This window comes from Leptotrichia sp. oral taxon 417, assembly GCF_013394865.1.
Taxonomy (GTDB): domain Bacteria; phylum Fusobacteriota; class Fusobacteriia; order Fusobacteriales; family Leptotrichiaceae; genus Leptotrichia; species Leptotrichia wadei_A.
Map to the genome: position 1 here is coordinate 49,873 of NZ_JABXYV010000001.1, position 13,743 is coordinate 63,615.

Consider the following 13,743-nt stretch of genomic DNA (forward strand, 5'->3'; position numbering starts at 1 on the left):
TTAAAATAAAAAAATAAATAAAAGGGTTGAAAAATGGAAGGAATTAGAGAATTAAAAAGTTTGGCATTAGAGGCGGTTGAGAAAAAAAGTTCACTTTTGAAAAATGAGAAATATATTTTTTTGAAAATTAAAAGAAACTGGAAGCAGATCGTGAATGGTCCGATTGGTGAAAAAACTAATCCAAAGGGGCTGTTTAATAAAAATTTAGTTGTAGTTATTAATGACAATGTTATTTATCATACGACAATAATGTGCGCAGAAGTCATAAGGGAAAAAATAAATACTTTCCTGAATGGAGAATTTGTGGAAAGCATAGAGTTTATGAAAATAAATTATAAGGTAAAACGTGATTTGCTGGATGAACTTATTGAAAATGAGGAAAATAGAGGGACAATTCGAGTTGGAGAAATTCCGAGGGGAAATATTGGAAAAAAGAAAATAAATGTTGAATCAGAAAATAAAATTACTGAAAAAATAAAGGATATTGTACTTTCTCCAGAGGAAATTAAGGAAATTCATAGAAATGTTGATAAAATTGATAAAAAGTATGAAGATATTGCTAGAAGTTTGGAAAAAGTTGCAATAAAATTGAAAAAGAGAGAAAAATATTTGAAAAGTATTGGGTATGTTGAATGCGAGAAATGTAAAATTCTGTTTTTGCAGGAAAGCAATGAAAAATTGTGTTTTGAGTGCAGAATGAATGAGAAAAATTGGAAATTTCAGAAAATATCAAATTTAATAAAAGATAATCCGTATATATCTGAAAAACAGGCAGTTAGAATAGCAAATACAGATAAATCCACATACTATAAGGCACGGGATATTTTGGCACAGCAGACTTATAACGATATGCTTTATTATTGTGTGGAAAAAAATAAGGAAATTTCTGTAAATGGAGATTATGAGTTTGAAATTCGGAGCGAATCACGGGAAGATGTGGAAAAATTTATAAAAAATTATGTGGATTATAAAATTGGAAGTGATAATGAGGAGGTCTTTAAGATTGAAAGAAAGGCAGTTTTGAGAAGGTTGAAAAGGGATGTCAGGTTTAGGCTTGAAAATAGCAGGAGGTATTGATTTTATTTTGCCATTTTATCGAAAAATTACAATTATTTCAAAAAATATGTTAAAATAATATATCTTATGTTATTTTTATTTGATAGGATTTAGTATTAACTATTTGATTCAAAAGAAGAAAGAGAGTAAAAAATAAATAATGAAAAAAATATTTTTGATAGTTGGAATAATGTTGGGAATTAATGGATTTTCAAGTGAAAATATTGATAACAATGCAAAGATGAAACAGTCTGTAATTGCTACAACGTATACTTATCCAGATGGGGAAAATTCGTTTTGGGATGATATTTTGGCACTTGGGAAGGATAAAGTTCCCTATGTGCTGATAAATCCAGATAACGGGGCAGGGAAAAAGATTGAAATGAATTACGTGACTCAAATCAAGAAGAACAAGGAAGCTGGGATAAAAAACATTGCTTATATTTCTACAAATTATCAGAAAAGAAATATTGAGAAAGTGAAAGATGAAGTTGACAGATATTTGGAGTTTTATGGCAGGGATAATATAAATGGATTCTTTTTTGATGAAATTGCTTCGGATACTTTGAAGCAGGTAAATTATATGAAGGAAATTTTTGATTATGTAAAAGGGAAGTCTAAAAGTAATCTTGTAATTGCTAATCCAGGAGCGCCGATTACTGATGCAATTTCGCCTTATGCGGATATTTTCGTAACAAGCGAAGTAAGTGCAAATGTGTATGTTAATAAGTTTGAGAAGCCGAAATCTGATTTTGAAAAAAATAAGGTGAATGCAAAACATATCTGGCATATTGTGCATAGCGCTAATCCTAAGGAATATGCAAGAATTATAAGATTATCAAGAGAGAGAAATGCAGGGTGGCTTATGATAACAGATGATGTTATGCCAAATCCTTATGATAGGGAGCCATCTAGATTTATGGAAATGGTAAATATGATTAATAAGTAATTTTATTATTATATATTGGATTTGTTAAAAGTAACCTGAAATAAAGAAATTGATCTTGAAAAATGCTATATTAACTGGGTTTTATAGATTTTTGTAAATTACAGAAGAATTTAAATATAAATGGAGAAAAAATGTATATTAAAGAATTATTGAAGGAAGCGGATAAGTCGATGGAAAATTACAAGTATGACGATGCGCTTGTGTATTTGAAGTCGGTGCTTGAAATTGATGAGAGCAACTATTCGGCGCTTATGACACTTTCCAAAATTTATACAGATTTTGGGATGTTTGAGGAAGCGAAGGAGTATGCTGAAAAATTGTATAAAAAGTATCCTGAGAGCAAGGATACGCTTTTTACGTTGGGATTTGTTTATCAGTCGCTGGGAAGACTGAAAAAGGCGATTTCGCTTTATAAAAAATTTTTAGATATAGAAAAAAATTATTTTGTGTATCTTAATATGGGAATGTCCTATGCTTTGTTGAAGTATTATAGAAAGGCAATTGAAAATATTAATATTGCGATAGAAATGGAGCCTGAAAGTTCGGAAGCGTATGTTGAAAAGGGAGATTGCCTTACAATGATGGGAAAATATGACGAGGCGATTTCTGAATATGAAAAATTGTTAAATTCTAAATTTAATGAAGTGGAGGAATTTTCACTTTATGCACGAATGGGCGATACAATGGCTTATGCGAATAATATAAAGGAAGTTATAAAATATTATAATATTGCCATAAATTGTGAAAATGTGGAAGATTACGTGTTTGAAGATTATTTTGAGATATTATTTAGAGCGGAGCAATATGAGGAAATAAGGCTATTGCTTTTAAACTATGAAAATGCGACAAATGAAAATAAGGAACTTTCACGAATAAAAATGCTGAATTTGCAGGGAAGATTTTTTGTGAAAATTGCAGATTATGAAAATGCACAGAAAGTTTGTGATAAAATGATAATTTTAGAGCCTGAAAATTTTAGGCATTATGTGAATTTGGCTTATGTTCTGGAATTACAGCATAAATATGACGAGGCGCTTGAATGTGTGGATAAGTTGGGGAAAATTATGGAAGATAAGGAATTTTCAAAGGAATTGAAAAAAAGAATAAGGAAAAATAAGAGAAAATTTGAAAGGGAAAGCAAGAAAAATTCTGAAAAGTAAAGAAATTTAAAAAATAAAAAAATTATGGGGATTTTAAATGGAAGAAAAAAAATATGAAGTTAATAGGAAATATGATGAAAAAACACTGGTAAATGTATTGAAAAATTTTGATAAAGCTGGGGAATATGTTGTAGAACCTGGGAGAAATGAGATAAAAAGATTTGAAATAGATTTTGAAAATAATTTGGAAAACGTGAATTTAAAAAGAAAAAAACATAATAAAATTGATGATTTAAAAAATAAAAAAATGATAAATGTAAAAAAATTTAAGAGAAAGGATTTTATTACAAATTTTTTCTATAAATTTAAAGGTTCAAAGGCAAAACGTTCTTATGAGTATGCAAAAAAATTATTGGAATACAAAATAAAGACGCCAGAGCCGATTGCTTATTTTGACGATTTTGTGAATGAAAATAATAAAAAAAATAGTTATTATATAAGTGAAGAGCTGAAATATGATTTTACCTGCAGGGAAGTTTTCTGGCCTGAGGATATTGAGGAGGAAAAGGCTAAGCAAGGGGAAAATTATAAAATAAGTGAAGAAATGGAAAGAATGTTTGCAAAAGTTGAAAAAAATCGTGAAAAAATAATAAAGCAGTTTGCAAGATTTTCATTTAATTTGCATGAAAATGGAGTGGAATTTGAGGATTATTCGCCTGGAAATGTGCTAATTAAGGATAAAAGCGGGAATTATGAATTTTATCTTGTGGATTTGAATAGAATGAAGTTTAATGTGAAACTTAATTTAAATAGAAGAATGAAAAATGTTTCAAGAATGATGGAAAATGAAAAAATAGCAAAAATTTTTGCTGATGAATATGCGAAGTGTTATAAACAGCGGGAAGAGACAGTTTTTAGATTTTTGAGATATTATATTAGAAAACATAAGAGATATGTTGATTTTATGGATATTACACGTCCATTTAGAAATATTTTTAAAAGAAAAAAATAAGAGTAAATTGAAAGGAAAATAAAAAATGAAAAATTATGATGTAATTGTTGTTGGAGCGGGACATGCTGGAGTGGAAGCTGCACTTGCTGCTGCTAGATACGGGCTGAAAACAGCATTGTTTACAATATATCTTGATAATATTGCGATGATGTCGTGCAATCCGTCGGTTGGAGGGCCTGGAAAAAGCCATCTGGTGTCGGAACTTGGGATGTTAGGCGGAGAAATGGCTAGACATATTGACAATTATAATTTGCAGCTGAAAAATTTGAATCATACGAAGGGGCTGGCTTCACGAATTACTAGAGCACAAGCTGATAAATACTGGTATAGAATTAAAATGAGGGAAATTATTGAAAAGCAGGAAAATTTAGAATTAGTTCAAGGGATTGTTGTGGATTTGACTGTGGAAGATAAGAAAGTTATGGGAGTGGAAGATAATCTTGGGATTAAATATGGGGCAAAGGCTGTTGTCTTGTGCACTGGAACTTTTTTAGGCGGAGAATATGTTATGGGGGATGTAAAGTATTCTTCAGGACGGCAAGGAGAGCCTGCAAGCGTGGATTTACCAGATAGGCTTGCAGAATATGGATTTGAACTGGACAGGTATCAAACTGCAACCCCTCCAAGAATTGCCAAATCTTCAATTGACTTTTCTAAAATGCAGGAATTAAAAGGAGAAGACAAACCACGATATTTTTCTTATGAAACAAAAAAAGAATATAACTCAACTTTGCCAACTTGGCTGACATTTACAACACCTGAAACTATTCGTGTGGGGCAGGAAATGCTTAAATATTCGCCAATTGTGACAGGAGTTGTAAGTACAAAAGGTCCTCGGCATTGTCCTTCGCTTGATAGAAAGATTATGAACTTTCCAGAAAAAACAAATCATCAGATATTTCTAGAGCAGGAATCTGTGGAATCAGATGAAATTTATATAAATGGATTTACAACGGCAATGCCTCCATTTGCACAGGAAGCGATGCTAAAGACAATTAGCGGGCTGGAAAACGCCAAAATTGTACGTTATGGATATGCGGTGGAATATAATTTTGTGCCTGCTCATCAGTTGAAATTGACGCTTGAAACAAAGGTTCTGGATGGACTTTACACGGCAGGGACAATTAATGGAACGAGTGGATATGAAGAGGCTGCCTGCCAAGGATTTATAGCGGGAGTGAATGCTGCGAGAAAAATTTTAGGGAAAAAGGAAATTGTGATTGACAGAAGTGAAGGATATATAGGGGTTTTGATTGATGACATAATAAATAAAAAAACGCCAGAACCTTATCGTGTATTGCCTTCGAGAGCTGAATACAGGCTAACTTTGCGACAAGATAATGTTTTTATAAGACTTTTGGAAAAGTCGAAGGAAATCGGGCTACTAAATGCTGAAAAATTAGTCGAATTGGAAAATACTTGTTTTGAAATTGAAAATGAAATTGAAAGATTAAAAAAGATTACTATTTATCCGACTAAAGAAAATAATGAGAAATTACTAGAAATTGTGGAAAAACAAAGCCAATCAGAAAATGTAGAAATTGAAAAAAATAGTAAAAATAGTATGAACAGTCCTGTTTCAGCCTTTGAATTTCTTGCAAGAAAAGAAATCAACTATGATAATTTAAGTGAATTTGTGGAAACTGTGGAATTATCTGATTTGGCGAAGGAGCAAGTGGAAATAAATGCGAAATATAACGTGTTTATTGAAAGGGAAAAGGCGCAGATTGAGAAATTTAAAAAGCTGGAAAAAATGGTAATCCCAGAGGATTTTGACTATGAAAGTGTAAAGGGGCTTAGTAATATTGCGATTTCTGGACTTGTGTATGGAAAGCCTGAAACGATTGGGCAGGCTAGCAGAATTAGTGGAGTTACTTATAATGATATTTCACTTTTAATTGCAATTTTGAAGAATTAAAAATATTATATTTTGAAATTCATAGATTTTTACAAGTGACAAATAAGATAAGAATAGATAACTGTAAAAGTAAAATCTTTAAAAAATTATCAACAATGTATTTGTATTAAGAGTTCAAGGCTTCTTGGCATAAAGTGAAGAAAATAAGAAAATTGAACATAAAAAAATATAGTATTTATTGGAGTTTTTAGAGTTTTACAGATAACTAAAAAAAGTAAAAAAGGAGAAATAATTTAATGAAATTAATAGTGGGACTTGGAAATCCTGGAGAACAGTATAAATTAACAAGGCATAATATTGGATTTATATTTATTGACGAATATTTGAAGGAAAATAATATAAGCGATATGAGGGAAAAATTTAAATCGCTGTTTGTTCAGACAAATTATAACGGAGATAAAGTTTTTTATCAAAAGCCGACTACATTTATGAATTTGAGCGGAGAAGCGATTGGAGAGGCTGTCAGATTTTTTAAGATTGATCCCAAAACTGAGCTTTTTGTAATCTATGATGATATGGATATGCAGTTTGGAAAATTGAAAATTAAGCAAAATGGAAGTGCGGGCGGACATAATGGGATAAAATCCATTATATCACATGTCGGAAATGAATTTGTGCGAATAAAATTTGGAATTGGTAAGCCGAAAACGAAGGAAGAGACATTGGGATTTGTACTTGGGAAATTTTCGCCAGAAGAAAAGGAAGTCTTAAAAGATTCGAGAGAAAAGATTTTTAATTTGATTGATGATATAAAGGACGATATGACAGTACAAAAATTAATGAATAAATATAATACTAAATAAGCTGTCTATAATATCAGTAAATTTATTGAAAGTTTTTTGTTTAAGAATAAAAGTTAAAAACAAGATTTTATGTATTGTCAAAAAATTTGCTTTTGTTCAAATAGTTTTGTCAGCATATAAAAATAATCCATTAGTAAAATACTTTGGGATTTTAAGTAAAAGAAATGAAATTAATGATACAAATAAACTTGATTTTGGGGAATATAAAGATTTTTTAAACAGTCGAAAAAAGCTTATATAATTTTAAATGAGCTTGAGCATAATTTTTAAGAAAATAAAAGAGGGCATGATTTTATGAGAAAAAAAGCTGTTCCTGTGGGAATTGAAGATTTTGAAAGAATAATAAACGAAGATTATTATTATGTAGATAAAACAATGTTAATAGAAGAATTATTGATAAACAGAGCTCCTGTAACACTTTTTACAAGACCACGTAGATTTGGAAAAACATTGAATATGTCGATGTTAAGATATTTTTTTGATGTAAAAGATAAAGAAGAAAATAAAAAACTTTTTGAAAATTTGAAAATATATGATAGTGAATATATGAGTGAACAGGGTAAATATCCTGTAATTTTTGTTTCACTGAAGGATTTGAAAGAAGATACTTGGGAAGAATGTCTTGAAAGCATTAAGGATATTATGTATAAAATTTTTAATGAGTACAGTTTTTTAAGAGAAAAATTAAATATTGTTGAAAAAAGACAGTTTGATAAAATTTGGGAAATAACAGGAAATGAGAGAAATTTTAAAACATCACTCCTAGATTTATCAAATTATTTAAATAAATATTATGGAGAAAAAGTCATAATTTTAATTGATGAATACGATGCTCCAATAATAAATGCTTTTGATAAAGGATACTACAATGAAGCGATAAACTTTTTTCAAACATTTTACAGCTCAGCATTAAAAACTAATAATTCCTTGAAATATGGTGTTTTAACAGGAATAACAAGAATCATAAAAGAAGGGATATTCTCTGGTTTAAATAATCTTTATGTAAATACGATTTTAAGCAAGGATTATTCAGAATATTTTGGACTTCTTGAAAATGAAGTAATTGAAATGCTTGAGTATTTTGACATGAAATACAAAATTGAAGAAGTTAGAGAATGGTATAATGGGTATATTTTTGGAGAAAGTAAAGTATACAATCCTTGGTCTATTGTAAATTATGTGAGAGAAAAAGAAATCAAGGCATATTGGGCAAATGTTTCAGGAAATACACTTCTAGAAAATATGCTTGATCATTCTGGGGAGAGTGTTTATGATGATTTAAAACGGTTTACTGATGGAGAAAGCATTGAAAAATATATTTCGGATGGAACAACAATAAAAAGTCTTTTAAATAATGATGATGAAATATGGCAATTACTTTTATATAGTGGATATTTGACAAAGGATGAAAAGCAGAAGGAAATAGATGTAACTTCAGAATATACAGATGTTTATAACTTGAGAATTCCAAATAAGGAAATAAGGAAATATTTTGGTAATATGTTTTTAAACAGATTTTTTGGAACAGAAGTAAAAACAAATATTTTGATAAAAGCGCTTGAAAATGGAGATATTAAAAAATTTGAAAAGACATTGGGAGAAATAATGATAAATATGCTGAGTTATTTTGACTTGGATAAGGAAATGGAGAAGATTTATCAGGTGTTTATGATAGGGCTTGTTGGATTTTTGATGGGGAAATATGAGATTATTTCAAATGATGAGAGTGGATATGGAAGATATGATCTTGCGATGATTCCAATAAAAAGTAATGAGAAGGCATATCTTATGGAATTTAAAATATCGAAGACAAAAAATGAAATGGAAAAGAGAGCACAAAAAGCTTTGAAACAGATTGATGAGAAGAAATATGATACGAAATTGAAGGCGAGAGGGATAAAGAATATTTTGAAGATTGGGGTTGCATTTTATGGGAAAGAAGTGAAGGTTGTTTTTAAATAGAGGTTTAAAGTAAGATAACAGAGAGGTCAATGTGGAATTTGAGATCAAAAGTAAAAAACTAGACTATCATTATAGTGAATTTAGAATACTACTAATTGCATATATTTGTGTATACTTTATGAGTCCTATATTTATTTTTTTTATAAAAAGTGATATAAAACATTATTATATTTTATTAATTAATGCTGTTTTTGTTATGATATTTTATATATTTATAGTTATATTACAAATTTTTCTTAACTTATTAATAGGATTAAAAGAAAAGAAAATAATATTTTCAGAAAATTATTTAGAAATTTTTTTTGGAACAGAAAGTAAAAAAATAAGATATAATAAAATAGAAATGATTTTTCTGAGAAAAAACTTATTGAATTCAGCAGATATAATAATAAATTTTCCAACCAATAATACAAGTTTATTTAATAGACAAGAAGAGTTATTTAAAAGCGATAAAAATAGTATAATAATAAGTAATGTTATTAATTATGAAGAAATATTTAAAGAATTAAAACAAAGATTATTTTTCTTTGAAAGTAAAAATGAAAAAATTTTAGAATATAAAAGTTTTATCGAAAATAAAATAGTAATAATATTTTTAATATTATTATTTTATTTTTTCTATAAAATAAAAATATCAATATGTTTAATTATTATGTTATTCGTTAAAATAAAAAGGTATAATTATAAAATCAATTATTTAAATAATGACCAAATAAAAATTTTTAATGCGAATAAAGAAATTTATATAAAAAAAAATAACTATTTTTTTGACAAAGATGACTTAAAATTAAAAATTAAAAATGTTGATAGAATTTTATTGTCGAGTAATTCAGTGTTTTTACCTATGCATTATAAAATAAAAGGATAAAAAAATGAAAAATATAAAAGAAACTTATAACAAAAAAATGAGAAAAATGTTTACAAAAAATATGAAAAAGATATTTACTAAAGATATGTTAAAAAAATATGATGAAAATATGTTAAATATATTGAAAGAAGTTGGGATAGATATATTAAATGTAAAGTATGAAGAAGCAAATAAAAAAATAGTGAATATTAATAAACAAGAAATATATGAAATAATATGGAATATGGCTGATATTACAGAAAGTTTCACTTTTTATGGATTTTCACAGTATATGTATAAAAAAACAGAAAATGTAATTTGGTTGAATTTGTCAGCAAGTTTGCTATCATTTACATTTTGTTGTGTAGAAGGAGCTTATGCTGTTGGTATTTTTCATGCTAGAGAAGCAGTAAAAATTGAAAAAAATCTTGAAAATCTATTAACTTTACTAAGTTTTTATGGACTTCCAGAACATTTAATGGATGATGAAGAGACAGAGAAAGTAGCAAAAGAGATTTTAGAGTTAGATTCAAATAATGAAACAGCAATTTCTGTGTTAAATGAAATTTTAAATTCTAAAAAAGAATAACTAGAGAAAGAAATTTTATGTATATTGAGCTAATTATATCAAATTTTCCCATATAACTCCTGCAATCTAAAATTTTTATTTATGGCATTTATACCAAAAATTGATTTTTTGAACTGCATGAATGTTATGTGGGCTTTTTAGAGAATATTTTTCAGTTATATGATGATATTTTCTAAACCAGTTTTCAAAATTTTTGAAACTGTCAAAAGTAAAGTCTTGAACATAGCTATAAAGAGAGAAAACAAAAAATCATAGAAAAACTAATCCAGACAGAGTTAAAAGTGCACAAGAAAGATATGAAGAAGCACAAAAAGAATACAATGATTTAGATAGAAAAACAAATAAAACTCCAGAGGATAAAATAAACAAAAAATCAGCTAGAAGAGCAATGGATAAAGCATTAAAAGACATGGAAAAATCTCCTAATAAAAGGACAACCTAGTAAAGGAGGAGGGAATAAAAGAAGATGATGACAGAAACTTTTATAAATGAAACTTATGGAATAAATGGAATAACGAGAATATCATTAAAAAAAATAATAGAAGTATTTTCATTTCCAAATGAAATAAATATAAAGTTTTCTAATAAAAAAAATCAATAAATATAAAGTTTATTTATGATGGATTAGAAGTCAATTATATGTTGTATTTTTTTTCAGAAAATATTGAAAAGCCTGAATATCAAACATTATATTTTGATGTAAAATATGTACACTTAAATGATGATAGCATAAAAATAGGTGATGAAATAAAAACTGTAATTCCAAAAATAAAAAAATTTTTAAAAAAATACCAAAAAAAATCAGATTTTAAATATTCTGAAGATAAATATACAGGGAGATATTTATTTGATAATGAAAATATTGATATATTTTTTCAAAAATATAGGAATAAAAAAATTGTTGATGGTATAATGATAAGTTTACCTTATGAAGATATTTTGCCAGAAAATAAAGAAGTTTTAAAAGAAATAAAAGATATTATAGAAATAAAAAATAAAATTGATAATTTCTTTTGGAAATAAAGAAATACCTTTACAAGAAAATACGATTTGTTAAATTTATTTCTTTTTAGAAGAATACTATACTATGAATAATCAATATACTAATTTTTAAAAGTTTTATCTCAAATAAAACAAAGGGTGTGTAAAAATTTTTGTGTAAACTTCTAAATAATATATGGTAAAATAACTATATAATATTTGGAGGTTTTTTATTATGGCTAAAAAGAAATTTTTCTGTTAAAATATAGTTATAGAAATATTTAATAATCTGAACAGAAAAAGTGAAAGTTGCTTATAAATTGAGGTTTAAAGTAAGGTGTGGAAATGATGTTAGGAAAATACAATCAAGATGGAATTTCTTATATAGAGGCTGCTGGTAAGGAACATACATATTTTAATTTAGGAGATAAAGGATGGAATGAAGCATTAAATAAAGTTGGGGAATCGAATATGTGGGAAATAAATAAGAAATTTTTAGAACGACAATTACAGCAAGGAAAAAGTTTTTATCTCTCGCATGATCCTATGAAAGCAAGTGGATATTTTCAAAAAGAAGTAAATTTTTTAAAAGATAATGGTTTTAAATTTATAAAAGATGGAGAATTCTGGAAAGCGGTGAAACAATAATGATTATAAAAGACTATAGTGAAGCAAAAAAAATATTTTTACATTATAATGGAAGTTATTTTCATATGCAAAGAGAGGAGTATCTTGATCAATATATGAAATTTAATATTTCAAAAAAAGAAGAAAGAAAATGGTTAAAAGAAAAAGTAGAGAAAATACTATCAACAATAAGTGAAGTGAAGAATATAAACTTAAAATATGATAAATACTGGAATATTCTATATATATTAACTGAAACTTTAGAAGATAATCATCTTTTAGATAAAACAATAAGTGCGTTTGAAAAAGATTTAAAATATCTAGATATATTTTCAATTAACATGATATTGGAAATGATTCATGATAATAAAAAAATATGGAAAAATTTTAAAAAGAAATTAAAAAAAATAATACAAAATAATGATATAAGTAAAAATGAAATTATATCGAAAGAACATAATAAATTAAAGGGAATTCAGTTTTTGACAGAAGATAAAGTAATAAAAAAATATAGAGAAATTTTATCTAAATTACAAAGTTAAATATTAAAATTTTTTTTAACACATAATAAAAAATAACATAATCGTCGCTACAAGAAAAGGAGCGACAGTTCTTGAAGAGGGATCTGATGGAGTATTCCGAGTTCCTAAAAATGTGACAAAACCTTCAAAAAGTGTGGAGTGTACCCAAAACCTTGGACAAATAAATTGAAAACTAGTTTTCTATTTGTTAAAATATAGTTATAGAAATATTTATTAGTCTGAACAGAAAAAGTGAAAGTTGCTTATAAATAGGGGTTTAAAATAAGGTGTAGAAATAATTTTAAAATAGAACAAACAAGAAAAGGTATTGAATGGAAAGGGACTTCTCCAAGTGGAGTAGAAATAGAAGGTTTTTTAAATAATCACGGAACGAGGGCTTATCCTAAATATAAAGAAGGAGGTAAATAATGAAAGTAAAATTTTTTTATAAATTATCTAAAACTGGAGAATTATGGCCTTTAGTATGCGAAATTATAGAAGCTGAAAAGTATGATGATAACTACTCAGGTTATTTAGTCGGATCTGTATGGGAAATGGAATATGTTTCAGATGTAGATTATGAACTGGATGAAATAGAAAGAGTGGAGAGTGGGGAAATAGAGTGCTTTGAAACAGGAACAGAGATATTTTTCACTTCCGTATATAAAGACAGGGTAGAGTTTGAATCGGACTTTTATGATTGGCCAGACTGGAGCTGTACTTTAGAAGAATATAAAAGAGTTCTGTTGGGAAAAAAAGCATTTTTAATGTTGCCAAAAGAATTAGAAAGTTATTTAGAAATAAAAATAAATGATTTGTAAAAAGTGTCCATAATTTTGTGTAAGCTCAAAATATAATAGTTTATCATGTGTGTAAAAATTTTTGTGTAAACCTCTAAATAATATATGGTAAAATAACTATATAATATTTGGAGGTTTTTTATTATGGCTAAAAAGAAATTTTTCTGTTAAAATATAGTTATAGAAATATTTAATAATCTGAACAGAAAAAGTGAAAGTTGCTTATAAATAGAGGTTTAAAGCAAGGTGTGGAAATGCTCCAAAAGAAGTTACTATTAATAATGTGAAGTACAAGGTTATTATTAAGGACAGTGAATCAGTAAAGACATATACAGGGATTTCTCGAAATGGGAATAAAGTATGGAATCTAAACCATGCAGAGAAGAAACTGGCAAGTTATATTCAGGATAATTATTCAGGTAAGGAAGTAAAAGTAGATATCGGAGTTCAAAATACATCAAAAGAAGTGAGAGGTATGTGTCCAAACTGTAATTCTTCAATATTTGATTTTTTTAAAAATAATCCTGATATGAGAATAACTATTTATGAAGGAACAACAGGAATAAATCCATAAGTGA

Annotated in this window: 14 protein-coding genes; all 14 read left to right on the top strand. The window is 27.4% G+C overall.

Translation table 11 applies throughout. The features are described from left to right. Positions 1-33: 33 nt before the first annotated feature. The 14 genes from HW276_RS00210 (at position 34) to HW276_RS00270 (ending at position 13,739) form a co-directional block, all read left to right on the top strand. A complete protein-coding gene (locus tag HW276_RS00210; RefSeq protein WP_178936951.1) occupies positions 34-1,077 on the top strand; it encodes a DciA family protein in 1,044 nt (347 codons plus the stop codon). A 139-nt stretch (positions 1,078-1,216) separates the two neighbouring features. Beyond that, positions 1,217-2,005 carry a spherulation-specific family 4 protein gene (locus HW276_RS00215; protein WP_178936952.1) on the top strand — a complete coding sequence of 263 codons (789 nt, stop codon included), beginning with the start codon at positions 1,217-1,219 and terminating at the stop codon, positions 2,003-2,005. Between the two features lie 131 nt (positions 2,006-2,136). After that, the gene (locus HW276_RS00220; RefSeq protein ID WP_178936956.1) at positions 2,137-3,165 is read left to right on the top strand and encodes a lipopolysaccharide assembly protein LapB; all 1,029 of its coding nucleotides are present in this window, start codon (positions 2,137-2,139) and stop codon (positions 3,163-3,165) included. Positions 3,166-3,202: 37 nt separating this feature from the next. Continuing rightward, positions 3,203-4,117, top strand: a complete 915-nt coding sequence (locus HW276_RS00225; protein ID WP_147002650.1) for a lipopolysaccharide kinase InaA family protein — start codon at positions 3,203-3,205, stop codon at positions 4,115-4,117. 25 nt (positions 4,118-4,142) lie between these two features. After that, entirely contained in the window at positions 4,143-6,035 is a 1,893-nt protein-coding gene (gene mnmG, locus HW276_RS00230) for a tRNA uridine-5-carboxymethylaminomethyl(34) synthesis enzyme MnmG (protein ID WP_178936957.1), read from the top strand. Positions 6,036-6,271: 236 nt separating this feature from the next. After that, positions 6,272-6,838, top strand: a complete 567-nt coding sequence (pth, locus tag HW276_RS00235; protein ID WP_147002652.1) for an aminoacyl-tRNA hydrolase — start codon at positions 6,272-6,274, stop codon at positions 6,836-6,838. Between the two features lie 294 nt (positions 6,839-7,132). Next, positions 7,133-8,800 carry an AAA family ATPase gene (locus tag HW276_RS00240; RefSeq protein WP_178936958.1) on the top strand — a complete coding sequence of 556 codons (1,668 nt, stop codon included), beginning with the start codon at positions 7,133-7,135 and terminating at the stop codon, positions 8,798-8,800. An 872-nt stretch (positions 8,801-9,672) separates the two neighbouring features. Beyond that, positions 9,673-10,236, top strand: coding sequence for a hypothetical protein (locus HW276_RS00245; RefSeq protein WP_178936960.1), 564 nt, complete (start codon positions 9,673-9,675; stop codon positions 10,234-10,236). A 466-nt stretch (positions 10,237-10,702) separates the two neighbouring features. Then, positions 10,703-10,837 (top strand): hypothetical protein, encoded by a 135-nt coding sequence (locus tag HW276_RS11645; RefSeq protein WP_255460250.1) that lies wholly within the window; start codon positions 10,703-10,705, stop codon positions 10,835-10,837. A 38-nt stretch (positions 10,838-10,875) separates the two neighbouring features. After that, positions 10,876-11,259, top strand: a complete 384-nt coding sequence (locus HW276_RS00250) for a hypothetical protein (protein WP_255460251.1) — start codon at positions 10,876-10,878, stop codon at positions 11,257-11,259. Positions 11,260-11,562: 303 nt separating this feature from the next. Further along, positions 11,563-11,865, top strand: a complete 303-nt coding sequence (locus HW276_RS00255; RefSeq protein WP_178936962.1) for a hypothetical protein — start codon at positions 11,563-11,565, stop codon at positions 11,863-11,865. Continuing rightward, positions 11,865-12,386, top strand: a complete 522-nt coding sequence (locus HW276_RS00260; RefSeq protein WP_178936964.1) for a hypothetical protein — start codon at positions 11,865-11,867, stop codon at positions 12,384-12,386. The genes HW276_RS00255 and HW276_RS00260 overlap by 1 nt, the downstream gene beginning before the upstream one ends. Before the next feature lie 407 nt (positions 12,387-12,793). Continuing rightward, positions 12,794-13,186, top strand: coding sequence for a hypothetical protein (locus HW276_RS00265; RefSeq protein ID WP_178936966.1), 393 nt, complete (start codon positions 12,794-12,796; stop codon positions 13,184-13,186). Between the two features lie 262 nt (positions 13,187-13,448). Continuing rightward, positions 13,449-13,739, top strand: coding sequence for a hypothetical protein (locus HW276_RS00270; RefSeq protein ID WP_178936968.1), 291 nt, complete (start codon positions 13,449-13,451; stop codon positions 13,737-13,739). Positions 13,740-13,743: the final 4 nt, after the last annotated feature.

Excerpts from the sequence above, each read along its gene's own strand:
- mnmG (WP_178936957.1), top strand. The coding sequence starts at position 4,143 with ATGAAAAATTATGATGTAATTGTTGTTGGAGCGGGACATGCTGGAGTG.
- HW276_RS11645 (WP_255460250.1), top strand. The coding sequence starts at position 10,703 with ATGATGACAGAAACTTTTATAAATGAAACTTATGGAATAAATGGAATA.
- HW276_RS00220 (WP_178936956.1), top strand. The coding sequence starts at position 2,137 with ATGTATATTAAAGAATTATTGAAGGAAGCGGATAAGTCGATGGAAAAT.
- HW276_RS00250 (WP_255460251.1), top strand. The coding sequence starts at position 10,876 with ATGTTGTATTTTTTTTCAGAAAATATTGAAAAGCCTGAATATCAAACA.
- HW276_RS00210 (WP_178936951.1), top strand. The coding sequence starts at position 34 with ATGGAAGGAATTAGAGAATTAAAAAGTTTGGCATTAGAGGCGGTTGAG.
- HW276_RS00215 (WP_178936952.1), top strand. The coding sequence starts at position 1,217 with ATGAAAAAAATATTTTTGATAGTTGGAATAATGTTGGGAATTAATGGA.
- HW276_RS00260 (WP_178936964.1), top strand. The coding sequence starts at position 11,865 with ATGATTATAAAAGACTATAGTGAAGCAAAAAAAATATTTTTACATTAT.
- HW276_RS00265 (WP_178936966.1), top strand. The coding sequence starts at position 12,794 with ATGAAAGTAAAATTTTTTTATAAATTATCTAAAACTGGAGAATTATGG.
- pth (WP_147002652.1), top strand. The coding sequence starts at position 6,272 with ATGAAATTAATAGTGGGACTTGGAAATCCTGGAGAACAGTATAAATTA.
- HW276_RS00225 (WP_147002650.1), top strand. The coding sequence starts at position 3,203 with ATGGAAGAAAAAAAATATGAAGTTAATAGGAAATATGATGAAAAAACA.
- HW276_RS00240 (WP_178936958.1), top strand. The coding sequence starts at position 7,133 with ATGAGAAAAAAAGCTGTTCCTGTGGGAATTGAAGATTTTGAAAGAATA.
- HW276_RS00245 (WP_178936960.1), top strand. The coding sequence starts at position 9,673 with ATGAAAAATATAAAAGAAACTTATAACAAAAAAATGAGAAAAATGTTT.
- HW276_RS00255 (WP_178936962.1), top strand. The coding sequence starts at position 11,563 with ATGATGTTAGGAAAATACAATCAAGATGGAATTTCTTATATAGAGGCT.